Source organism: Pseudoalteromonas sp. T1lg10 (assembly GCF_002964545.1).
GTDB lineage: Bacteria > Pseudomonadota > Gammaproteobacteria > Enterobacterales > Alteromonadaceae > Pseudoalteromonas.
In genome coordinates this window covers 90,583-113,747 of sequence record NZ_PQBV01000042.1, presented here as the reverse complement: position 1 = coordinate 113,747, position 23,165 = coordinate 90,583, and the positions used below count along the sequence as shown (strand labels likewise).

The following is a 23,165-nucleotide window of genomic DNA, read 5'->3' as shown; positions in this document are numbered from 1 at the left end:
TAAGCATAGTCTAATTATAATATTTCGCGATACCCACCAAACTTATAAACATAAAAAGCCCAACACCGAACCTAACTGATTAATAAATATACCATTCAAAAATAATCAGGTGGCGCCAAATCAATCTTCAGCTTGTGCAACAAAGACAAGATAGCGAGATTGAGTTCTTCGCTGCGGGCCAGGTACAGATTAAAGTCGGTGGTTTCAATATAACAGAGCACCTCGATACACAGCCCCCGCGGCACAAATCCGGTAAAGCGCGCGCGACAGGGGCTATCTGCAACATCTGGCTGCTGCCCCAGCAGTTGCATCAACTCGGCTTGTAGTTCCGCGATCTGCGCGCTACTGGTGCTCCTATCAAGGATCAGCTCGGGACGATAGCCAATACGCTCACGCTCGGAAATGTTTTCCAACTCCATGTCAACAAAACGAGCATTGGGCACATGGATCACTGTGCGGTTTAAGGTGCGCACCCGGGTGGCCCGCAAACCTATTTCTTCCACCGTGCCCAACTGGGCGCCAAAACGGCATACCTGCCCTACCCGTACCGGCGCCGATGAATACAAGGTAATAGCACCGATAATGTTCTCCACCGATTTTTGTGCCGCCAGTGCCACGGCCAAACCGCCAATACCCAACCCGGCCACTAAGGTGGTGGCGCTAAAGCCAAGGTTTTCCAACCATAAAAATAACGCCATGATGACCACGGCGATTTGCACTACGTTGCCAAGCGGTCGCAGCAAATACACGGCTTGCTCATTGCCTCGTAGGATCAAGCGCTGGCTAAAACGATAACGGACTACGTCAATGGCGCGCAGGGCAAACCAGGTCCAGGCTATGATCAATAAGGTCGCCCCTTCAAAGACGGCTTTGCTGGCCAGCGTCGAATTGGCCTCTGAGGCTAGGTTGCGGGCCAATATCACCCCGAGCAACAAACACAAGGGGCCATTGATCAAACCACTGGCCTCGGCACTTAAATCCGGCTTAATACGCTTGGCGATAAAGGCAAGCACCCGGGTAATGGCAAGCGCCAGTAATAGATACACCAGTAAATTGGCACTGTAATAGACCCATTGCCAGAGTTTGACCCCGAGAAAACTATGATCCGGGAGGTGCTTGTAGAGCCACTCGCCGCTTGGGGAATAACTGTAATGCATCTTTAATAAGGGGATTTGTGCCACCGTGGCATTAGATATCTTCCAGATATAATTACCGCCACTCTCTGCTGGCACCCGTTGTAACAAAATCTGCACCGGCCCCTGAGCGGTTGCGAGCTCGCCCACCAAGTCGCGATAGCTAGGCAGTAAATCCTGCTCCTTGCCTTGTGGCTGACTGCTGAGGCTTGGCAAGTCGACCCAAAGAGTGCGCTCAAGCACCAGATAAAGGATTTCCGCCAATTGCGGTTTGCCCAGCGCCAACACCTCGGGGCTCAAGTTACGAAAATCTAAATAGTCACTGGCCAAGGTAAAATCGCGAGACCTAGCGGCATTAAGATAACCCTGCATGGCCCCACGAGGCGTTTCCCTGTGCAGCTTATCCAGCGCCACCTCTTCAATACCTTGGTCTTGCTCGCTTGCCTCTTGCTCCGTCTGCTCAGGCTGCTGATTTTGCAATATCTCTTTTACCGTTACCTTGCCTTGTGTGGCACCGCACAGGCTACTGGCCAATAACAAAGCCAGTAAGCACGCCCTTATCAACATCGTCTAATATCCTTAATTCCATCTTCAATTAGCATAGACAGCAAAATTAAAAAGCTCACACTTTATCGTTAAAAATTGCCTTAAAAGCAGACACTTGATAGATTCAAAAAGCTACTTTTATTTTTGGGATCATTATGTTTAAGCCTTTTTATTCCTTAGTCGGCGCCGCGATAGGCAGCGCCCTTATGGCTTTGGCTAACCCAGCCTACAGCGCCACCTATGTTAAAGCCGACAAAATGTTGGATGTCACCAATGGCAAGGTACTTGAGAATGTCGTTATCAGCATAGATGAGGGCGTTATCACAGACATTGGCCATACCCTGCCGACCCCCTTGGGCGCCGAGGACCAATTAATCGACTTAGGCAACAAGATGCTGCTGCCCGGTTTAATGGACATGCATGTGCATCTGACTTCGGATCCCACCGTGCCCCGAGTGCAACGTTTTAGCGATTCGGCGCCGCGTAAAGCAATAAAAGCGGCCTACTTTGCTCATAAAACCCTGCTCGCAGGCTTTACCACCTTGCGTAATATTGGCGCCACCGGCTACAGCGTGATTGCCCTGCGCGATGGTATAGAAGCAGGTGATGTACCCGGACCGCGGATCTGGGCGGCCGGCCCATCCTTGGGAGTCACTGGAGGCCACTGCGACAACAACCGGGTACCGCCGGAATTAAATTACCGTGCCGAAGGCGTGGCCGATGGTCCCTGGGCGGTGCGCGCCAAGGTACGTGAAAATATTAAATATGGCGCCAACGTCATTAAGTTTTGTGCCACCGGCGGCGTTTTCTCCAAAGGCACCAAGGTGGGTGTACAGCAATACAGCCAGGAAGAAATGAATGCCCTGGTGGAAGAAGCACATCTGCGAGGCTTAACCGTGGCCGCTCATGCCCATGGCACCAGCGGTATCAAGGCGGCCATTATCGCCGGAGCCGATAGCGTTGAACATGTCAGCTATATCGACGACGAAGGCATTAAGCTGGCGAAAAAGCACGGTACCTGGTTGTCCATGGATATCTACAACACCGAATACACCCTCACCTATGGTGAGCAAAATGGCGTTGCTGAGGAAAACCTAAATAAAGAGCGCCAGGTATCCAAGCGTCAGCGTGAAAGCTTTAGTCGCGCCGTGGATGCCGGGTTGAATATGGTGTTTGGCACCGACGCCGCTATTTATCCGCACGGTGATAATGCCAAGCAGTTCTCACGCATGGTGGAGTTTGGCATGACGCCCTTAGAGGCCATTCAAAGTGCCACCATCAATGCCGCCAAGCTATTGCGCGCCGAAAAGCAATTAGGCCAGTTAAACACTGACTTTGCCGCCGACATGATTGCCGTTGACGGCAATCCGCTTGAGGATATCAGCGTCTTGGAGCGGGTTGATTTTGTGATGAAAGCGGGCCAAGTTTATAAGCAGCCGCAATAGGAGAGCATAATGACTATTAATACTTCACTACCGGGTCAGTGGCCAATCTTTGTTATTCAGGGGATCATCGCCATTATCTTTGCCGCCGTGGCCTGGTTTTCACCGCAAGCCACCATAGGCGCCTTGATCTTTGTCTTTGCCGCCTTCTTTATGTTCGACGGTTGCTCGCGGATTTGGCTGGCATTTAAACAAAAGCAGTATTCGTCTTACTGGTATTTAACGCTGATAGCCGGCATTTTAGGTATTGTCGCGGCCATAGTTACGGTCAGCATGCCTCAGCTGACCGCCTTGATCATGCTCTATTTGATCGCCTTTTGGGCCATCATCATTGGCATGATGGAAATGGCGGCAGCGATCAAGCTCTTTAAGCACCTGCAGGGCGTGACCTTGTTGCTGTTAAGCGGGGTGGTATCGATCATCTTTGGCATCTATCTGATCATTAACCCGGGCCAGGGGATCATTGCCATGCTCTGGCTGGTCGCCATTTATGCCTTTGCCTTCGGCATCATCTTATGTTGGCTGGGCTTTAAGCTACGCGCCTTGGATAAGGCGCACGGCTAACTGTGCCTTTGCCACCTACAGCATCTCGTTGTAGGTCGACTGTAGGTCGCCTGTAGGTCGGGCTTTCAGCCCGACAATGCCCTTTTGTCGACGCAGAGCATCGACCTACAAACCTTAATGTAAGGCAGCGCGATATGGCAAAGAGGCACAGATTTGTGCTTCGCGGGTGATCACCTCGGCCAGACGAGCATCCACTTCTTCTTTATCGAAATATTCGTAGGCCAATTCCACAAATAGATTCTTGTGTTTTTCTTCAGACTTGGCGATGGCGGTATAAAACTCCTTGTCCTTACCCGGCGGCAACGCCTCGGCGATTAAAGCAAAACGCTCATGACCGCGCGCCTCAATCACCGCAGCCACCAGCAGGCGATCGAGCATAAAGACTTCTTTACCATGACGGAACATGCCGCGCAGCTGATTTACATAGGGGTCTTTTTTATCGTCGCCGAGATTAACATCACGCTCGGTAAGCAACTTCACCACCTGCTTAAAGTGGATCATTTCTTCAAGTGCCAAGTCCGTCATGGCCTTGACCAATTTACGCTTATCCGGGTAGTGAGACAGCATAGAAAGCGCCATGCCCGAGGCTTTTTTCTCGGCGGCGGCATGATCTTGTAAAAAGGCGTCGAAGTCGGCAAGCACCGCATCGGTCCACTGCTGTGGCGTATTAAATTCGAGTTCAAACATAAGCATTACTGACAACTAAAATTGGCGCTATTGTACGCAGCCAGGGCCATTCACGCCAGTCCCAAACCAAGACCCTTAGCCTAACCACCAGCTATCGAGGTTATCCACCTTGCCATTGCGGGTCGAGGCAATTTTCAGCGGGCTTTTAATGTCGCGCCAGGCCATTACCTTATTACCCTTATTAAGGTGGGCAAACTCGCTGCCTTGGGGCTCAACACCCAAAAAGCGGCAGAATGTGTGGTAGGCATGGGGTTCGCCTAAATTCAGGCACAACAAACGCTCGCTCTGAGTGGCAAAATAGTCGCGCACCTGCTGTTGGTGGCGGCGATAACAGTGTAAAAGGTGAGCATCATCCGCCAGTGTGTGTGGGTTCAGAGGGGCAAATACCCGCCCATAACTTTGTTTTAATAAAGGGCTAAAGCCGCCATGGGTGCATAACAGGTTATCGCTCATGCGCGCCAGTAATTGCTTAATGGATGCCAGCCAGGCCTGTTCATCACGGCAAAGGAGAATAAAGCGACTGCGCGGATAGCGCCTGGCAAGCTCGGGATAATGACTAAAACAAGGAGTGTCGGCCAGCACCTGAGCCTGTTCAACGCAGGCCTGAGTATAGGCGGTGTGCGCCGTAGGCAAGCCCAACTGCAAGGCCGCCACACACACGCTGGTGGTGCCGGTACGGGGCAAGCCCAGCACAAATATTTTCTCTACTGCATTCATTAGGGGTGGCCTTGATCCGCGCCCAAAAAATAAGGGCGCCATTATACTCATGCCCCTTCATCTATGCGACCCTGGGCTTGTGCTTTTATGCAGACAAAAAAAAAGCGGCGGTTAAATACACCGCCGCAACCTGGGAGCTGCTAATTACAGCATTGCTAAGTATAGTCACTAAAATATAAGTTAGTAATATTTATCGCTTTTATCATTGCCGTTGCCAGAACCGTCATCAAACAGGGTGCGCAAATTGTCGGCAAAGGATTTTAATTTTTCTTTCATGGTTCTTTTTACGCTGACTTCGACGCTGCCTAAAACATTACGGCCGGTGAGTAAAATACGCGGACGTTGGCGGTCTTGATCCCGCGGACCTAAGGCCACCCGCTGATTGCTAGTGGAGGCAATAATATTGGTGGTTTGCGTCACCACATCAACGCCCTCTGGCACATAAATCTCGCATGAGCCCAAATAGCAGTTAAGGTGAATATGTACGTCAGGATGGCTGAAGATGGCATTGCTAAAGTCCAGCTCCAAAGCCCCAAGCACGTTTTTTATCTGTATTTTTTTAGGAACAACCCAATCGCCGCCACGGTGATCCGAACTTAAAATGGTGGTGATGGACTCACCTATCGGTTGCTCATCGCCACGGCCGTATTGTGGGCGCAAACGGGCCGCCTTTTCACTTTGATAGCGCGGGTCAGCTTGCAATGGTAAATCGGCAACCAAGGTCACTAGATATTCTTGATCCGTGCTGTCATAGGCTGCATCCAAACGGCGCTCGAACGCCTCGGCAGAGAGCTCGCCATGGCTGTAATTAAGTATAAGCTGGTCTATGACTTCTTCTTTAACCTGCTCTAGGGGTCTATCCGCGACGGGTACCGACATAATTCAATTCCTTAAAGTGTAATCCTATATAGGCTAGTACTTTTACAGCAAACTTTAGACCAAGATTAAAAACACATATAAATCATACAGATAAATAGAACCTGACAACAAGTGCCGGTAGCAATGACCACGTTTACGTATTTATCACCACTTTTTAGCAAATTTTGCACATGCGTTTTAACTAACACCGGAAGTCGTCCAGCTGCTCGCCAACCACCAGGTGCCCAGCACCAAGACACTCAGGGCAGCAATGCCTTTGAGCTTATGTTTGCGGATCACCTTTTCCGCTTTATTACCGGCGTAATACACTACCAAAGCCAGACCAAAATATCGCAACGAGCGGGCTATAGCGGTGGCAAGGAAAAATAACCACAGGGGATAATGAGTTGCCCCCGCCGCCAACATGGCAATTTGAAAGGGAATGGGCACTATGCCCAGGGTCAGCACAAACCAAAAGCCCTGGCTGTGCATTTGCGCTTTGACTTCGGCAAACTGCTCCGGGGTTGAGATAAGTTCGATTAGCCAATCACCCAGCATATCGAAAAGATAATAGCCCAGGGCATAACCAAACAAGGCGCCGAGCATACAACCCAAAGTTGCCACCAGAGCGATGGCCCAGATTTTATCGCGCCGCGCCTGCATCAGCGGCACCAAGAGCGCTTCCAAGGGAATGGGCACTATGGTCGACTCTAAAAACGAAGCCAGGGTCACGCTTGAGAGCATATGCCGAGAGTGGATCCAGCGCCGTGTTTTATGTATCAGTCGCCCACACATTCCCATCTTGTCTCCCTACATCATTATGCGCCATTTAGTCGGCGCTTTACCAAAGTGATTCGTGTTAACAGCCTAGCGCTGCTCCAACTGCGTCAAAAGCTCTTGCTGCTTGGCTTTCGTTAGTTTCGCCACCACCAAGAGGTAAGAGTTATCCATCATGCGCTCGACTTCCCCTTTAGGAATGCTGCCGTCTAAGATAATCGTGTTCCAAAGTCGCTTAATCATCTTTCATAAAAACCAGCAAGAATCCTGTCGTATAATCACCAGACTGAGTAAACCAGCAAAACATAGCACAGTCTTAATAGTGTTATTCCAAGCATTAATTACCCCCTTACAGTATAGAACTTTCGTTCTCATAGATGTTTAGTTATAGTTCTGAACCAAAGAAGCGTTAGTATTGTTATAAAGAATAACTACCACACTGTGAACGCCAACACTACGAAAACAGGATGTACCCAAAATGTCAGCTTTCATTATTTCCGACGAAAAAACATTCTTAGAGTATGCCCACGCTGTAATAGCTGGACAACAAGACGCTACTGACGTTAAGTTTGAAAATTGGCCAATAATTAGCCTTAATATCAAAGGGAAGCGTTATCACAGCTCCTTACCAACAAAGCTTATGGAAGGCTTGGTCTGCCTTCAAAGTGAAATAAATAAAGCATATGCGCTAATTAGCTATAGAAGTGCTAACAGGCAGAAGCTAACAAACGATGATAAAGAAAAGTTAGAGTTAACCTTCACAATCAAAGAAGGTTCAACCGATACATCAGGTAACCTAGGTGACTGGGTTAACGCTATAATCAACAAACTTGATGTGGTATTAGACGACATGACGGGTAAACAAAAAACAGGACTTATAGCCTTATTAATTTTGGCTATTACAGGTTCATACTCAGTTGTAGAGTTCAACGACAGTCTTCAGAAGACTAAAATAGAAATAGCTAAGCAAGAGGCTAGTAAGCACCAAGAAGAGCAGCGGACGGAGCAGATCATTGCTTTATCTGAGACTAACAAAACCGCTATTAACGCACTCCGACAACAAGTCATGGAAGAAGCAATTGAAGTAAGCCCTAAGCGCGCTAAACAAGCGGTTCAAATAGTTAACAATGGATATAGAGAAGTGGTCAAGTCTGTACAAGATGCAGACCAAATGTCGATAGGTGACAGTACTTACTCTAACGCAGAAATAAGAAAAATTAGCGAAAAACCTTCTGTAACTCGTGATGTTGATGAAGACAGTGGCGATTTCCACATTGACTCTATTAAAAGAAAAGAAACACACTTGATTGTTGGAGTTACAATGGTTGGAGACGACGTAAGCTTTAACATAAAAGTCGATACTTCATTCTTGAAACCTGAGGAAAGTGACTCGCTCTACAATGCATTTCGTGACGGTAAACCCATCACGTTAGATTATCAGGCCAACTTACAGAACGGTGAAATATTAAACGCCAGACTAATAAAAGTAGTTTTACCTAGCCAAACAGCTGCTGCTAGGAAGCTTCAAGAAAACACAAACGAAGAAACCTAAAAGGTTTAACCCTCGAGTATTGTATCAACTCTTAATCACCTAGCATCTGTACCTTTATGGCTATACCCAAACGGGTATGGTCATAACGTGATCAAACAGTACCCATTAGGGTTTACTTTGAATTAAGACCACATTATTATCCGCCACCTCTTAGAATCAAATGAGTACAGGATGTGGCACATATAGCTTATGTTAGGGTTTCGACTACAGACCAAAACACGGAACGACAACTCGCTGAGGTAGAGGTTAGCTTTACTAAGAAGTTTGTTGATCAATGCAGTGGTGGTTCAACCCAACGACCTGCCTTAAGTGAGCTAAAGGAATACATCAGGGAAGGTGATACTGTCCATGTCCATAGTATTGATAGACTCGCTCGTAACCTCTCAGACCTTAAAGACCTCGTTACAGACTGGAACAACAACGGAATCAACGTAAAGTTCCACAAAGAAGGCCTATGCTTCAAAGCTGGTGGTTCTGACCCTATGTCTGAGTTAATGCTGAGTATGCTAGGAGCAGTCGCTCAATTCGAATTATCCATGATTCAAGAGAGACGTCAGGAAGGCATTGAGAAAGCCAAGGCTGCGGGTAAATACCGTGGTCGTCCTACCAACAAAGCCAACCACCAGCAAATCAAGCAATTACGCTCTCAGGGCGTGTCTTTACGCAAGATAGCCAAAGAGGTTGGTGTTTCCCTTTCCACAGTACAAAGAGCTCTAGAAGCCATAGAGAAGCCCTAATGAACCAATACATGTCTGACAGTAGTTTCATAGACATTAACCCTCGAGAAGTAATCCTCGACCCTGCTATGCAAGCAAGGGACACTGATTTAATCAAGAACAAGAGCGCCAGACGCGGACAAGAACTCAAGCAAGAGAGTCAGTCGAAAGAGATTCTTGATGACCTTCATAATGGTGTAGGCATAAAGCAACCTATCACCCTATTTGAAGTAAATGGGAAAAAGCTTGTTGTTGATGGATTCCATCGTGTTGGCGCATCCCTTGAGTACATGAAGGAAGCTAAACGCGATGATTTCACGGTTAGAGCTATGCTAATCAAGAACAGATCATACACTGAAGCCTTCCTAACAGCGCAAGAAGCTAACCAAAGCCATGGTGTAGGTGTTACCAAAGACGAAGTTAATCAGTCTAAGTTTCGAAGCTTAGTGGTAGCCGGAAAGTACGATTACAGCGTAAGTGAAATCCAGAAACTAGTGGGGTGCTGTCGTGGTCAAGCTAACCATGTATCAAGGGCACTTAAAACTTGTTGTGAAGTTATCCAAGGAAAACTAGAGGATTACAAGTCTCTTGAGAGTTTCACTAACAAGTTACAGTCGCAATTAAAGCTAAATTACCCTGAGGCGTTAACTAAATCTGCATGGGACTCTAAAGGATTCCCAAAAGTAAGAAGACTTTCTGATGCCGTCTCAGGTAAAAAGTATATACCCAAGGATAAGACCAGTGAAGAGTATAGGCTATACCTAATAGAGGACACTTATTCAAAGATTGATAGCTTAATTGAGTCTGTTGGTGAGGATAACTTCAGGGAAGCCCTACGTAAAACAGCTAGGGGCTCTACCCTTGGTATCTCTATTACCAGAAGGGACAAATGGTTGGAGCAAGCTGGAACACTAGCGAGTGATGAAGTACCTGATAACTGGGATGGTTCTTCTGTTCCTGAAAGCTCATACGATGCCTTTTAGAAGCCGTTAAATTAACCACAAAGGCAAGCCTCACGTAGTCTTTATGAATCTTTAAAGACTAGGTGTACACATGTGTACGGTGTGGCTTTCCTTGGTGTACACAACAGGTTTAAGACAAGTATGTAGAAACAAAACTAAAGCCTAAAAAAACAACAATTTTAAAAACACATTTGGTGTAAACATAGTGAGTCGATGCAATCGCAAAGAGGCTTCATTACCTCCACCCCTCCCCCCTACCTCGCATCAAGACCATAACGCTGGACGCTTTCCTTTCCTCATGCAATACATGTATTTATTCAAAGACCTATGTGTTAATTTTCTGGGAAGAAACAAAAAGATAGATGAGTCATACCAACAAGGAAAATCAACAATGTCACTACAAATCATCCAACAACACATATCAGAATTTTTAAGTTCCAGTGAGCCAGAAGTCCTTGCTATAAGTGGAGCTTGGGGGGTTGGTAAAACTTTTGCTTGGAACCATGAGCTAGTCAACGCTAGGAATGATAAAACCTTAGCTTTCGATAAATATTCATACGTCAGTTTATTTGGAGTCAACTCTTTAGAAGTGTTGAAGGTAACATTGTTTGAGAACCTGATTGATAGCTCTTTGATAGGTTCAGATCCAAGCCTGAAATCGTTAAAAGATAATACTGTTAGTATGAGCAAGTCCCTTGGACAGAAAAGCCTAAAGCAAATCAAGAACTTGCCATTTATAAAAAATGCTTCTTCAGTACTCGATGCAATGTCTTACATGTACGTGTCCAATAGCTTAATCTGTATTGATGATCTTGAGAGAAAAGGTAATGCGCTAAGTTCTAAAGATATTCTTGGCATAGTGTCTCAATTGAAAGAGCAAAAAAAATGCAAGGTTGTTCTCCTACTAAATGAAGCGAGTATTTCTGATAGCCCAGACTACAAAGAGTTTAAAGAGAAAGTTATAGATAAGGAGATAACTTTTAGTCCTACTCCATCAGAATGTATCGACCTAATTATCCCTGATAATTTTGCGTTAATAGAAGCAATCCGTGAATGCGCAGAAACCCTTAACCTCACAAACATGCGTGTAATTTCAAAAGCATACACTCTAATATCAAAGTGTTTACAACATTGTGATGGCCTAGACCCAGCGATACATAGACAAATTTGTCACACTATCACCTTGTTCACTACGAGTTACTACTGCTCCAGTTCTAATAAGGACATACCGCCGATCGATTTTCTGAAAACCAATTCATTTGTCAGCTTGTCAACGAAAGAACCTGACGACCATAAAAGATGGAGAGGCTTATTAGTCGCCTACCACTTTGGCCATGTAGATGACTTGGATAAAGTACTCCTTCAAATAGTTGAGTCTGGGTTTATCGATGTTGAGTCTTTTGAAACCACAGCCGCAGAAACGAACAAAAAGTTAATTGAATCTATTCAGGAGAATGCTTTTAGTGAAATCTGGCAGGAGTTTCACAACTCCTTTTGTGAGGAGAAGGATTTTGTTGAACGTTTCATGCAGATTGCTACAAACGCAGTGAGTACAATGAACGCTTCTAACTTAAGTAGCTCTGTACGGCTACTGCGAGAGCTAGAGCAAAAAAGTAAGGCTTCTGAGCTTATAAAGGCCTTTGTCTCAACAAACCTAAAGAAAGGACGTTTAAAATATCTAGACAAGCATGATGACTTCGGACATGAAATAGACGATGAGCTAATTGAAAGTGTTGCAGTGGTACTCAATAATTCCCCTCAAGTGGAACCCACCAGAGAGTTCCTAATTAGAGTTGGCACAAGTTATGACATTAGTGAGGAAGACAAGGCAAGAATGTCTCAAATTACAGTATCTGATTTCCAGCAGTTCTTTAAAGAAGAGAGCGGAAAGCCTTGGAGAAAACTTTTAAAACTGTCGATTGGGCCACAAGGTGAAGAAAATGCCAAACTAGCACTGGCGAAAATTGCGCAGGAGTCCACGCTAAACAAAGTACGGCTAGCAAGGCTTGGATTAGAAGCTTAGTACTTTAGCCATAAATCCCCATTGGGAGTTCAGATGACTCCCTTTCGTCCGCCGCTCTTACTTAGAATTACCAAAAACAAAAACAGAACGGGACTCACCATTATTCCAATAAACTGTCTTCTGATCTTTACTAACCTGTGCCTCAATCTCTACACCTGAGTTGAGTGTTATGACCATAGACCCTTTAGAACGCGTATCATGTTCTCTATATGGTAACTCAGGGTGAGGCGTTGTTAGCCAAGGCGTTGCACCAGTCTTAAGAGTAATGTCACTTATAAGGCTTCTCAGGTAACCATTAACCTTATGTCTACCTTCTTCATTATCCAGCATGTTTCTGACCTGATGGAGCCGTTTCCAATTCCCTTCATTAGATGCCTGTGCAGCGAGTAGAGTTTCCTTCTGTCTAAGTTTTTCTATTTGACCTTTTAAGCGTTCTCGCTGTTCTCTAGCTTCATTGAGACTGCTTCTCAACATATCATCAAGTCCCATCTCTTTTATGGTTTCCGCAAGATTGCTAACGCCCTTATCAGCTTTTGCTAGCTTCAGCTTAGTTACTTCAATGTCGTGACGAATTGCTTCCAACTGTTCCACGTGCTCACCTGTGCCTGTTAATGCAGTCCAGTCTAAGCCATTAAGTACCAGAAGAAGGTTGTGCTCTAGTTTGGTGTATACCCAAGTAGGTTCCTTGCAAGTTGTCCCATAAGACCCACACCGTACGCTATCCTCATTACCACCCTTGAGCGTGTAAGCTCTTCCACACACGCACTTGAGCAACCCCTTGAAGATATTACGATGATTAATCGCCTTTCTCCCTCTCAAAGCCCCGCTCTTTGCCTTGATGATCTCAGCCTTTTCCCATGTTTGTTGATCAATTATTGCAGGATAGTAATCTGAAATGGGCTCACCCTCTGGTAAATAAGTAGTCCCTGACTTTCTCATTGGCTGGAACAAGCCTATAACACTCTGCTGCCTAAGAATATAATTGACCTTCTGTGGCGTCCATTTAGCGGAGCGTCCCAGTGGAGGTGTAGCAGAGGCCACTAACTTGTGGGTGATTTGAATAGAGCCGTACCCTTGGGTATAGAGAGAAAATATCTCTTTTACGATAGATGCCTTTTCCTCAAGCACATTAAATTGGTCACTAGCTTTGTCATATTCCATCCAAACGGGACATTGAGAAGTGACTTTGATTCCTGTTGTTCTAGCAGCTAACTGCTTCCGCTTTCTTGCATCTTTAATCCGCTGTGACTTTACCTCAGATTCCTCAGCACCACGTTGCGCAGAGATCCCCCAAGTCATTAAGTCAAACAGCGCATATTCACTAGAGCCTGAATAGAGACGGTCATCTGATACAGTGTATACCTGTACACCCTTACGAAGCAGAGTAAGCATGATTTCTACGGACTTATTTACACCTTGGCGTGAAATCCTGTCTGGGTTCTCACAAATCAACACACACGGTGTCTGAAGTGACCCAGAGTCTACAAGGGATAAGAACTCACTGAATGCTCCCTCAGAGACATTCTGACCTTTCCAGCCACTTACACCTAAGTCCTCAAAGGTTTTCTCTGAGAGAACCCAACCATGCTTCTGAGCGGCCTTAACTGTGTTTTCAAGCTGGCGTTCTCGACCATAACCAGCCATTTGTTTCTTTGAGGAGAGTCTTAGGTAACTATATGCAATCACTGTACTGTACACGCCCATGTGTTGGAGGGAGCGCGAGTATACAAACTACAGGCTTATATGACAATTGCGTTTATCCATATGGTATCCGGGCAACACGGCGCTAAAAATATCGCGCAGCGCCTGCGCCTCATCCGGGTCGCACTTGAGGTTCATTTGCCACATGGGTTCGCCATCGTCGATTGCACGCAGCGTTAAAGTGGCAAACATCTTACCTGCTACCTTATACACATCAACCCCTTCGCCAAAGGGCTGTTCGACCTTGGTTTGTGGCTTATTGAGCAAATAATTATGGGCTTGAATCTGATCCATACCGGCACCTTATTATTCATGGTTATTTGGTTACTTTTACTCAGTCTTCAAAAGTTAGTATCTATGGCCGCTGAGTTCACCTTGCTGCCAGCGGCTAAAGCCTTGCCTGATGTTAATCGGAACTAATCCCTGTACCTGCTGAGCACTGAGCTTCTGACAGCGCTGCGCCACTTGTGCTTTGACTACTTGCTTGAACGCCTTTCGGCCCTCAGAATTATGCAGCAAATAGCTTATAAACGCCCAACTGGAGCGATATAACTTGCTACTATCACCATCGTTTTGCCACAAGGCTTCCGCTTGCCATAAATGACCCGGGCTATAAACGCTCTGTTGTAGCCAGCCATCACGAACCCAACTTGGGTTAGGATGTACCATCACCAATTGCAGCTCAATCTCGGTGTGCTCAAAATATTCCGCCAACCCCTCATTGAGCCAAGAAGGCGTATTGCCTAGTATGGCGTGATTTATGGCATGTACAGCTTCATGTATGGCCGTGCGCATGGTTTGAACATCACCTCGGTATTCTATATAGGCTTCATTGGAACGGCCGAAATAACTGCCGACGCTGTTTGAGGAAGTACTGCCAGCGCGGCGTATGGCCGCCAGGTAACTGCTGCGCTTCGGCAATACATGCAGGCGTAATTCAACCTTACGCATCACCTCCCTGCCGACCACCTGACTATAGGCTTTAAAGACACCATTTAAGGTCGACTCGAGCCGGGCTCTAAATTCACTATTCATACTCGGCGCAATCAGTTCAAGAGCAAAGTAATCCATCACATCAGCACCCTCGTACCGATATTGCTGCACCTCAAAGTCGGGCTTTTGATCACTGACATGACGCACGCCCTGACTATCAGTCCAGGTGTAAATACCCTGAAATTGCTGCACCTTGAGCTCTCCTAAGGAAGTGTCGGTACAGGTAAAACGCTGCCCAAGGTTATGCTTACTGCCCTTTGTCGCCACGGCGCTTTTTTCGCCACTCTTTCCGGTACTAGCTCCGATACCGGGCTGAGCTTGTGTGGGTTTAGTCGGTGTGTTTAAAGGCGATTTATTCTGCAGCGGCGCTGGAGCTGGAAGCGAGGCTTGTTTTAAGCCAAATAATTGCTGCAGCCAGGTTATACAGGCGGCTACTGGCTCGGGTAACTCCAGCTGTTTTCCCTGCAACTGATTGGCCCCGTGCGCCAGCGCTAAGAAAATAGCTAAGCATATAAATATATTGATGATTCTTCTTTCCATAACGCGTTTATTTATCTAATCCCTTTGCCCCAGATCATAACAGCGATTACTGGACTGGGGTACAACTAGCATGGACGGCCAAGCAAATTATGCCGTGACTTTAGCGCTAAGCTAGAGATGTCCTCATGATGACAAAAACAAGGAGATTCATTATGAAAGCAGCAGTTGCCCATAGTTTTGGCGCCCCTTTAAGCATTGAAGAAATAGCCAAGCCTACTATCGACGCCCATCAGGTGCTGGTGAAGATTCATGCCTGCGAGTGTGTCATACGGATTTACACGCCTGCCACGGCGATTGGCCGGTCAAACCCAAACTCCCCCTTACCCCGGGGCATGAAGGTGTAGGTGAAATTGTTGAGCTCGGCAGTGCCATCAGCCACTTAAAGCTCAGCGACCGAGTTGGGATCCCTTGGCTTTACAGCGCCTGCGGCCATTGTGAATATTGCCTCGATGGCAAGGAGACTCTGTGTCTGGAGCAGCAAAATGCGGGCTACTCCGTCGATGGCGGTTTCGCCGAATACTGCGCCGCCCATGGTGATTATGTGGTGAAAATCCCCGAAGGACTAAGCTACCCGGATGCCGCACCGCTGTTTTGTGCTGGCGTGACCACCTATAAGGCACTCAAGGTATCCGAGACCAAGCCCGGACAATGGATGGCCGTTTTCGGCGTCGGCGGCCTTGGACACCTGGCAGTGCAATATGCGGTGGCCATGGGCATGCGGGTTGTGGCCGTGGACACGGGTGAAGCCAAACGTGAACTCGCGCAGCAGTTGGGTGCCGAACATTTCTTCGACTTTAAAACCGACGATGTGGTCAATGCCATCAAAGAAGTCAGCGGTGGCGTACATGGCAGCGTCTGTACCGCGGTAAGCAAAGCCGGCTTTAGGCAAAGCTATGATGTGGTGCGCCGCGGTGGTAAATGCGTGCTGGTCGGCCTGCCGCCGGAGGACATGCCCTTGCCTATTTTCGATACCGTACTCAATGGCGTCAGCGTGGTTGGCTCTATCGTCGGCACCCGCAAGGACCTGGAGGAATGCTTAGAGTTTGCCGCCCGCGGCAAGGTCAAAGCCATTATTACCGAGAAGGGCCTTGATGATATTAACGATATCTTCGCGGATATGGAAAAAGGCGAGATCACCGGGCGCATAGTGATGAATATGCCCAAGTAAATAAGCAGGCCACCGCAAGGTGGCCTTTTTATGAATGTCTAATTAGTTTGCAATAAAGGGCGCCGAACAATCCTCGGTGCCAATATTACATACCATAAATTCCTGAGACTGCTTCTTAAAGTACCAATAGGTAGCGCTGTTGCTATCGGTCACCGACTCCAGCCATTGGCCATTAAAATACAGATCGACGCCTTCAGCCTCTGTACTCCAGGTCAGGGTCGTTTGAATATCGCGCCCGGCATTTTGCACAGTACCTTGCAACACGGGTGCTGCTGGTGGCAATACCGATGGCACAGTGGCCACGAAGGCATTGCTGGTGCTGACAAACAGCTCGGTAAAGTCACTTAAGTTGGTATCGGTGACATACACCTGACCAAAGCGACTGCCCGTTACTACACGACCCGAGTGGTCGATATCAATATCGTGTAGATTGCCACCAATTTCCAAGGTGTTAACCAGGGTGCCATCGGCGCTATAGCGGGCAACATAGCCACTCCAGCTCACCATATATATATTGCCCTCGGCATCGGCGGCTACACCACGCGACGAAGAAGTATGACCCAAGGCCAGGCTGCGCAGCACTGTGCCACTGGCTGGGTCTATCACATCAAGAGCACCATAGGTGTTTTGCAAAGCATACAACTTTCCATCTAGCCCCACATTGATATCGATATAGTCGCTGTCATCGATAATGCGCTGCGCATTGCCGCTAGCTAAATCAAACTTAACTACACCCTTGGCTGCTCCGTCGTAGGCAGTGTAAGTATCGGTCACATATACTGCATCGCCAATGGCAGTTATGCCACCATAAGACAGGTTATTCGCTGTGCTCCATCCAGGCATGGTAAAGCTCTGCCAGTTTTCACCGTTATAGACCGACAACTCAGGGGTAAAGGTGCCGTTAAATACAGCAACTCGACCATCATCCAGTATGGTGATATCACGTGCCATTTCATTGGCACTGTTGGTCGGAATGTTTCGCTGTGATATCAAGGCGCCGTTATTGTATTCGTACAAGATATTGTCGCTGGCAACGACCAAGCTGTTATCCTGAAATACTTGGTTGCTCATTGCCGGAGCCGCAACTGTTAACAACGCCAATGTCGAGATCATTGTTTTCATTATTTTTTCCTGTTGTTCTAGCACTTATGGGTCCCCCCAAAAATCCTTGTCTAAAATTGACGATTAGGGAAGCATAATACTCCCTAAGCAAACGTCTCTAGCATAACAGTAAATTAACAATACCGATAATAGGGATGCGCTTGTTATCCTTTAAATTTTAATGACATAACTTTTTTTGGCGGTGGTACACGCAGTCGCCACAAGATTTATTAGTCTAAATATCCCCTCGCCACTGCCGACTATGGTCGCATTTTGCTCAGCGCCAAAAGCTCCTATTTTTATTAACACTCTCACAATTTTATTTTGGAGCCTTGTATGTCAGGCGAATATCAACGCACCTATCGCGCCTTTAGTGATAATCCAGAGCAATTTTGGCTGCAACAAAGCGAGCGCATTGCCTGGTTAAAGAAACCGCAGCAAGCCTATCATCAGGATGAGCATGGCTTTTATCACTGGTTTGCCGATGCCGAACTTAATACCAGCTACCTGGCACTGGATCAGCATGTGTTAAACGGCCATGGCAATGAAACGGCGCTGATTTACGACTCGCCGGTCACAGACAGCAAGCGTCAGTACAGTTACAGCGAATTGCTCGAAGAAGTAAGTAAGTTCGCCGGGGTCATGCAAGGGCTGGGAGTTGGTAAAGGCGATCGCGTGGTGATCTATATGCCTATGATCCCCGAAGCTGTGATCGGCATGTTGGCCTGTGCCCGCCTCGGTGCCATTCACTCCGTGGTCTTCGGTGGTTTTGCCGCCCATGAGCTAGCGGTGCGTATTGATGATGCCACACCAAAACTTATCCTCAGCGCCTCCTGCGGGGTTGAGGTCGATAAGGTGATCGAATACAAGCCGCTGCTCGATGAGGCCGTTAGTCAGGCCCAACATAAGGTCGAGCATTGTGTTATTTACCAGCGCCCGCAATGCTATGCGCCGCTTAGCGAATGCCGCGATATTGACTGGGCTACAGCCATGAATCACGCTCAAAGCGTGGACGCTGTGCCAGTCGCTGGCGCCGATCCCCTCTATATTCTTTACACCTCAGGCACCACGGGCACACCCAAGGGCGTAGTGCGTGAGAACGGCGGCCATGCGGTGGCCATGCATTACAGTATGGAAAGCGTATACGGTATGCGCCCAGGGGAGGTATTTTGGGCGGCCTCGGATATAGGCTGGGTGGTGGGCCACTCCTACATAGTTTATGCGCCGCTGATTTATCGCTGCGCCACCGTGCTATACGAGGGAAAACCTGTGCGTACCCCAGATGCCAGCGCCTTTTGGCGCGTGGTTGAAGACTACAAGGTTACAGCTTTATTTAGCGCCCCAACCGCATTTCGTGCCATCAAAAAAGAAGACCCCAGCGCTCAAGGTTTTAAGCAATACGACACCTCAAGTCTAAAACGCTTGTTCCTCGCTGGCGAGCGTCTGGATCCGCCCACCTATGAGTGGTTAAAAGAGCACACCCAATTGCCGGTGCTGGATCACTGGTGGCAAACCGAAACCGGCTGGGCCATCGCCTGCAACCCCATCGGCATTGAGGCCCTCCCCACCAAGGCAGGCAGCGCCACAGTGCCCACCCCGGGTTTTGATGTACAGATACTCGATGTCCATGGTGAGCAATGCGAAGCCAATGAGCATGGCGCCGTGGCCATTAAGCTGCCGCTGCCACCCGGATGCTTGCCGACTATCTGGCAAAATAACGAGCGCTTTAAAAGCGGCTATTTAAGCCAGTATCCGGGCTATTACCTGTCCGGCGATGGTGGTTACTTCGATGAGGAAGGCTATCTGTTTATTATGGGCCGCACCGATGATGTGATAAACGTGGCCGGTCACCGCCTGTCTACCGGTGAAATGGAAGAGATAGTTGCGGCTCACCCGGCGGTGGCCGAGTGCGCGGTGTTTGCCATACATGACAGCCTTAAGGGGCAAATCCCCATGGCCATGGTGGTGCTTAAAGACGACTTCACCGGCAGTCATGAAGAGGTCGAGCAGCAACTTAGAGCCTCGGTACGCTCCACCATAGGTGCCATTGCCTGCCTGCGGGATATTATCTGCGTGCCGCGCTTACCAAAAACCCGCTCGGGTAAAATATTGCGCAAGAACCTGCGCCAGTTGATTGATGGTGAAGAGCTACAGATCCCCTCCACCATAGATGATGCCAGCATCTTTACCGAGATAAGCGAGCAGCTGCAAGGGCGTTAACTCAGCGGTCAAGGCAACCTGCGGGGGGCGTTCATTCGCCCCGCGGTTTATTCCCAACGCGCGATAAAGGCAACAAAGTCCTCAGCCGCCAACGGCTTGGCACACCAGTATCCCTGTACCTGATCACAACCCAGCTCAGCCAGACATTGCCACTGCTGCTCGGTTTCCACGCCCTCGGCTATGCTGCCAATATTGAGCGCCTTGGCCAGTTGCACCATGGCCTTGACTATGGCCATATCCGCCGGCTCGCCGCTGGCCAAATCATCAATAAAGGATTTATCTATTTTCAGCTTATCGACAGCGAAGCGCTTTAAGTAGCTCATTGATGAATAGCCGGTACCAAAATCGTCGATGGACACCTTAAAGCCCGCGGCGCGCAGCGAATTAATGCGCTTAAGTACCGAGTCCGGATCCATCAGGGCGATGGCTTCGGTGAGCTCCAGCTCAATACAGCTGACGGGCACCTCATAAAACTCAAGCTCGCGCATCAGCGCGCCCAGCAATCCTTGGTCTTCAAAACTTGCTGCCGATAGATTAACGGCAAACACCAGGTCTTCAACTCCCATTGCCAGCCATTGTTTTATTTGCGCCAGCGCATGCCTAAACACCCAGGCATCCAAGGCTTTGATCAAACCTGCGCTTTCCGCCACAGGAATAAACTCGCCAGGGGAAACCTGACCTAACTCAGATGAGTGCCAGCGCAGCAGCACCTCGGCGCCGACCACCTGACGGGAATCTATACGCACCTGAGGCTGAAAGACCAGGGAAAGTTCATCTTCCAACAGCGCCATGTTGAGGGCATTGATCACCTGCAGTTGTCGCGACGCATGCTGATTCATCTCCCGCGCATAAAAAAGGAAGTTGTTGCGACCACGTTTTTTCACTTCAAACAGCGCCGCCTCGGCCAGTTGCAGCAAGCGTTGGCTGTTATCGCCATCATGAGGATAAAGCGCCACACCAATGGAGGCGGTGAGCACCATGTTTTTATCGTCGATATTAATCGGCGTGCGCAGGGATTCGAGGACGCGTTGAGCCTTGCATGAGGCACTGTTGGCCTTGGCATAAGGCATTAAAAAGGCAAAACGGTCACCGGGTAAGCGACAGATCAATTCGTCTTCATCACCTAAATTGAGCAGCCGCTGAGCCAAGGTTTTGAGGATCAAATTGCCCTTTTCATAACCCAGAGCTTCGTTGAGCACCTTAAAGTTATCCAGACCAATAAACAGCAGCGCGCCCTCGGTCAGCCTGTTCTTCGAGCGCAAAGATGCAAACACATGCAGCAGCATCTTGCCATTGGCCAGCCCGGTGAGCTGATCATAGTAAGACAGGTGATGTATCTTGGTTTCGTTTTCTATTTGAGCGGTAATGTCATGCTGAAAAGAGATGTACTTGCTGACCTTGCCGTCTTTATCCTTGATCGGGTAGATGGTGGTACGCTCGATCAGCTCCTGCCCTTGCTTGTTACGGTTGATCAGCTCCCCCACCCAAGGTTGCTGGGCAGTCAGGTTTTGCCACATGGACTGATAGACCTGAGGCGCGGTTTTACCCGAGCTGAGAATAGCCGGATCATTGCCCAGCAACTGCTCGCGCGAAAAGCCACAAAGTTCCACATAAGCGCGGTTCACATACTCGATTTTAACCTCAGTATCCGTGATTAAAATCGGGTGCGGATTTTGCTCAACCGCCAATGACAAGGTGTGCATACGCTCTTCCTGACGAAGGCGGTTTAACCAATGCCAAATGGCCTGGGACCAAATGGTAATAGCCTCTACCTCACGGTCGCTAAAACTGCGCTGGTCATTGCTAAGCAAGATCACCATGCGCAGTACCTCCTGATCGCGCACCGGCACCGCCATTACAACCCCTAGCGCCGATAACTCACTCTCTTGGCTTGACTGCCCCTGCCAATGAGGATGTAAAACATGCTCTTGCGTACCTAGCTGCGGCGACAGTTGTGACAATAAATCCAGGGCCTGTGTCACCTTGAACTGCCCTTCACCAGCTAGCAACTGGTAAGTCCCGTCGTCATTAACCGCATACAGGCCAATACTTTGGCAAGGAACTAGATAGCGGGCATAGCTCACCCCATGACTCAGTAATGCCGACTCACAGCCCTTATAAGCAACATCGGATAAGCCTAGCAAGCCTTCTTTAAGTCTGGCTTCATGGGCCAGAGCATCGACTTGCGCCGCACGTTCGCTGACATCGCGCACCACCACCAAATAATTCGCACTGCCTTGCTCGGCCAGTTTCACCACCACGCATTGGTAATGGCGTTGCTGTTGTTGCCGGGCGACCACTATATTCTCCACCTCGGCCATACCCTGACGCTTGGCCGCGGCCACTGTGTTATATAGGCGGGTTTGATCTTTGCCTGCAAACAAGGTGTAAATGCTGCGCCCTATACTCTCCCGCTGCAGTAAAAACGGTTCGTTTTCTTTGGCATGGCTGCGCAGTATTTTGCCGTGTTCGTCAATTTCAAACACCAGTTCAGGCAAGGCGCTTAAGGTGGCACTCAGGCGATGGCGCGAACGTTCAAGATCAAGAAATGGCCGGGTAATGGTTTCCACAAACAGCACCTGATAAAGCAAAATATAGGCAACAATTTTATAGAGGTGACCACAGAGGTTTAGGGTGTCGCTGATATGAGTGTAAAGAGTAAAATAATATTCGCTGAGCACCATAAGCACGGCGACCACGAACAAATGGCTTAAATTTCTGCTCTGTCGTACCTGCGCCAAACGCAATAAAAAGAGTAATGCAGCAAAGGCATACAAGGCCATCAAGAAATACTCAAAATTGCGCTTAAAGTCGGTTAGCCCCTGCCCGGGAATATAGCTAGGTGGCAGCCAGTCAGGATGAAATAAAAACACATAGCTCACCAGCGTGGCGCTCATGCCGGCGACAATCAAGGATGGATAAATGCTGCGAGACCCCAAGGCCAGCCAGGGCTGGGCTGCCAGAGCAATAATGGCAACGGCGGTAAATATGCGCCCGGCAAACCAAAAGTTAATTGCCTTGTCGGCGCTTGCTGGGGTAATAAACTCCGGCATCCCCTGGAACGAAAACACATGCTGAAAGTCGAGTACGCCAACCCAAAGCATCACCCCGGAGACAAATATAAAGGTCGGGCTTTTAATATAGCTGCGTGCGCTCCAGCCCACCGCAAAGATAAGCACAGAGACTATGATGGAGACAAGCTCCAAAAAAGAATGCAGCAGTATATAGTGCTCTATAATGCTGACCAGCCCGAGCCGCTCAATAAGCAGCGACAGCCCCAGCACCACAAGAGCTATTACTAAAAACCTAGAGCTTTGCGACCACTCTTTTGCATGACTGGGGTGAATAAGGTTGCGCACCAGAAAACTTGACCGAAATAGAGAGAATTATGCTTGGATATATTGTCGAGCAGAAGTCGAAATACAGTCTAATATGCTGAAAAATCAGCATGTTCGGCAATATACC

General features: G+C 48.2%; 17 protein-coding genes and 2 pseudogenes. 8 read left to right on the top strand and 11 right to left on the bottom strand.

Annotation, left to right across the window (positions count from 1 at the left end; translation table 11 throughout):
• Positions 1–95 precede the first annotated feature (95 nt).
• On the bottom strand, positions 96–1,700 hold the full coding sequence (locus C2M17_RS11750) for a mechanosensitive ion channel family protein (RefSeq protein WP_105200951.1): 1,605 nt from the start codon (positions 1,698–1,700) through the stop codon (positions 96–98).
• Positions 1,701–1,885: 185 nt separating this feature from the next.
• On the opposite strand from C2M17_RS11750, the gene C2M17_RS11745 reads away from it, so the two are divergent.
• Entirely contained in the window at positions 1,886–3,124 is a 1,239-nt protein-coding gene (locus tag C2M17_RS11745; protein ID WP_325050673.1) for a Xaa-Pro dipeptidase, read from the top strand.
• A 9-nt stretch (positions 3,125–3,133) separates the two neighbouring features.
• Positions 3,134–3,685 carry an HdeD family acid-resistance protein gene (locus tag C2M17_RS11740; RefSeq protein WP_105200950.1) on the top strand — a complete coding sequence of 184 codons (552 nt, stop codon included), beginning with the start codon at positions 3,134–3,136 and terminating at the stop codon, positions 3,683–3,685.
• A gap of 114 nt (positions 3,686–3,799) precedes the next feature.
• Here the strand turns inward: C2M17_RS11740 and C2M17_RS11735 are convergent, their stop codons facing one another.
• From C2M17_RS11735 to C2M17_RS15930, 5 genes are all read right to left on the bottom strand, one after another.
• The gene (locus C2M17_RS11735) at positions 3,800–4,372 is read right to left on the bottom strand and encodes a tRNA-(ms[2]io[6]A)-hydroxylase (protein WP_105201093.1); all 573 of its coding nucleotides are present in this window, start codon (positions 4,370–4,372) and stop codon (positions 3,800–3,802) included.
• Positions 4,373–4,447: 75 nt separating this feature from the next.
• Positions 4,448–5,089: a sulfotransferase family protein gene (locus C2M17_RS11730; protein ID WP_105200949.1), complete on the bottom strand. Its 642-nt coding sequence runs from the start codon at positions 5,087–5,089 to the stop codon at positions 4,448–4,450.
• A 180-nt stretch (positions 5,090–5,269) separates the two neighbouring features.
• Positions 5,270–5,968, bottom strand: coding sequence for a LiaF domain-containing protein (locus C2M17_RS11725; RefSeq protein ID WP_105200948.1), 699 nt, complete (start codon positions 5,966–5,968; stop codon positions 5,270–5,272).
• A 177-nt stretch (positions 5,969–6,145) separates the two neighbouring features.
• The gene (locus C2M17_RS11720) at positions 6,146–6,748 is read right to left on the bottom strand and encodes a VTT domain-containing protein (protein ID WP_105200947.1); all 603 of its coding nucleotides are present in this window, start codon (positions 6,746–6,748) and stop codon (positions 6,146–6,148) included.
• Between the two features lie 66 nt (positions 6,749–6,814).
• Entirely contained in the window at positions 6,815–6,967 is a 153-nt protein-coding gene (locus C2M17_RS15930) for an MmcQ/YjbR family DNA-binding protein (protein ID WP_199776018.1), read from the bottom strand.
• 235 nt (positions 6,968–7,202) lie between these two features.
• Between C2M17_RS15930 and C2M17_RS11715 the strand changes: the two genes are divergently transcribed.
• The 4 genes from C2M17_RS11715 (at position 7,203) to C2M17_RS11700 (ending at position 11,977) form a co-directional block, all read left to right on the top strand.
• Positions 7,203–8,276 carry a hypothetical protein gene (locus C2M17_RS11715; RefSeq protein WP_105200946.1) on the top strand — a complete coding sequence of 358 codons (1,074 nt, stop codon included), beginning with the start codon at positions 7,203–7,205 and terminating at the stop codon, positions 8,274–8,276.
• Positions 8,277–8,449: 173 nt separating this feature from the next.
• Complete coding sequence (locus C2M17_RS11710) at positions 8,450–9,013, top strand: recombinase family protein (protein ID WP_105200945.1); 564 nt, start codon at positions 8,450–8,452, stop codon at positions 9,011–9,013.
• An 11-nt stretch (positions 9,014–9,024) separates the two neighbouring features.
• Positions 9,025–9,975, top strand: coding sequence for a hypothetical protein (locus C2M17_RS11705; RefSeq protein WP_233997984.1), 951 nt, complete (start codon positions 9,025–9,027; stop codon positions 9,973–9,975).
• 370 nt (positions 9,976–10,345) lie between these two features.
• The gene (locus C2M17_RS11700) at positions 10,346–11,977 is read left to right on the top strand and encodes a hypothetical protein (protein ID WP_105200943.1); all 1,632 of its coding nucleotides are present in this window, start codon (positions 10,346–10,348) and stop codon (positions 11,975–11,977) included.
• Between the two features lie 57 nt (positions 11,978–12,034).
• Here the strand turns inward: C2M17_RS11700 and C2M17_RS11695 are convergent, their stop codons facing one another.
• The 3 genes and pseudogenes from C2M17_RS11695 to C2M17_RS11685 all read right to left on the bottom strand — a co-directional run bounded on the left by C2M17_RS11695 (position 12,035) and on the right by C2M17_RS11685 (position 15,211).
• A complete protein-coding gene (locus C2M17_RS11695) occupies positions 12,035–13,681 on the bottom strand; it encodes a recombinase family protein (RefSeq protein WP_105200942.1) in 1,647 nt (548 codons plus the stop codon).
• 48 nt (positions 13,682–13,729) lie between these two features.
• Positions 13,730–13,972 (bottom strand): annotated as a pseudogene (locus C2M17_RS11690) (MmcQ/YjbR family DNA-binding protein); the annotation flags it as partial.
• Positions 13,973–14,026: 54 nt separating this feature from the next.
• Positions 14,027–15,211: a hypothetical protein gene (locus C2M17_RS11685; protein ID WP_105200940.1), complete on the bottom strand. Its 1,185-nt coding sequence runs from the start codon at positions 15,209–15,211 to the stop codon at positions 14,027–14,029.
• A gap of 152 nt (positions 15,212–15,363) precedes the next feature.
• Between C2M17_RS11685 and adhP the strand changes: the two are divergent.
• A pseudogene (gene adhP, locus C2M17_RS11680) lies at positions 15,364–16,379 on the top strand (alcohol dehydrogenase AdhP).
• Between the two features lie 42 nt (positions 16,380–16,421).
• On the opposite strand, the gene C2M17_RS11675 reads toward adhP, so the two are convergent.
• Positions 16,422–17,501 carry a hypothetical protein gene (locus tag C2M17_RS11675; protein WP_105200939.1) on the bottom strand — a complete coding sequence of 360 codons (1,080 nt, stop codon included), beginning with the start codon at positions 17,499–17,501 and terminating at the stop codon, positions 16,422–16,424.
• A 315-nt stretch (positions 17,502–17,816) separates the two neighbouring features.
• On the opposite strand from C2M17_RS11675, the gene C2M17_RS11670 reads away from it, so the two are divergent.
• Positions 17,817–19,700, top strand: a complete 1,884-nt coding sequence (locus C2M17_RS11670; RefSeq protein ID WP_105200938.1) for a propionyl-CoA synthetase — start codon at positions 17,817–17,819, stop codon at positions 19,698–19,700.
• Between the two features lie 47 nt (positions 19,701–19,747).
• Here the strand turns inward: C2M17_RS11670 and C2M17_RS11665 are convergent, their stop codons facing one another.
• Positions 19,748–23,059, bottom strand: a complete 3,312-nt coding sequence (locus tag C2M17_RS11665) for a bifunctional diguanylate cyclase/phosphodiesterase (RefSeq protein ID WP_105200937.1) — start codon at positions 23,057–23,059, stop codon at positions 19,748–19,750.
• Between the last annotated feature and the right edge of the window lie 106 nt (positions 23,060–23,165).

Bases quoted from the DNA above. Each gene is read 5' to 3' on its own strand.
- C2M17_RS11750 (WP_105200951.1), bottom strand. From the start codon at position 1,700: ATGTTGATAAGGGCGTGCTTACTGGCTTTGTTATTGGCCAGTAGCCTG.
- C2M17_RS11745 (WP_325050673.1), top strand. From the start codon at position 1,886: ATGGCTTTGGCTAACCCAGCCTACAGCGCCACCTATGTTAAAGCCGAC.
- C2M17_RS11740 (WP_105200950.1), top strand. From the start codon at position 3,134: ATGACTATTAATACTTCACTACCGGGTCAGTGGCCAATCTTTGTTATT.
- C2M17_RS11735 (WP_105201093.1), bottom strand. From the start codon at position 4,372: ATGTTTGAACTCGAATTTAATACGCCACAGCAGTGGACCGATGCGGTG.
- C2M17_RS11730 (WP_105200949.1), bottom strand. From the start codon at position 5,089: ATGAATGCAGTAGAGAAAATATTTGTGCTGGGCTTGCCCCGTACCGGC.
- C2M17_RS11725 (WP_105200948.1), bottom strand. From the start codon at position 5,968: ATGTCGGTACCCGTCGCGGATAGACCCCTAGAGCAGGTTAAAGAAGAA.
- C2M17_RS11720 (WP_105200947.1), bottom strand. From the start codon at position 6,748: ATGGGAATGTGTGGGCGACTGATACATAAAACACGGCGCTGGATCCAC.
- C2M17_RS15930 (WP_199776018.1), bottom strand. From the start codon at position 6,967: ATGATTAAGCGACTTTGGAACACGATTATCTTAGACGGCAGCATTCCT.
- C2M17_RS11715 (WP_105200946.1), top strand. From the start codon at position 7,203: ATGTCAGCTTTCATTATTTCCGACGAAAAAACATTCTTAGAGTATGCC.
- C2M17_RS11705 (WP_233997984.1), top strand. From the start codon at position 9,025: ATGTCTGACAGTAGTTTCATAGACATTAACCCTCGAGAAGTAATCCTC.
- C2M17_RS11700 (WP_105200943.1), top strand. From the start codon at position 10,346: ATGTCACTACAAATCATCCAACAACACATATCAGAATTTTTAAGTTCC.
- C2M17_RS11695 (WP_105200942.1), bottom strand. From the start codon at position 13,681: ATGGGCGTGTACAGTACAGTGATTGCATATAGTTACCTAAGACTCTCC.
- C2M17_RS11685 (WP_105200940.1), bottom strand. From the start codon at position 15,211: ATGGAAAGAAGAATCATCAATATATTTATATGCTTAGCTATTTTCTTA.
- C2M17_RS11675 (WP_105200939.1), bottom strand. From the start codon at position 17,501: ATGAAAACAATGATCTCGACATTGGCGTTGTTAACAGTTGCGGCTCCG.
- C2M17_RS11670 (WP_105200938.1), top strand. From the start codon at position 17,817: ATGTCAGGCGAATATCAACGCACCTATCGCGCCTTTAGTGATAATCCA.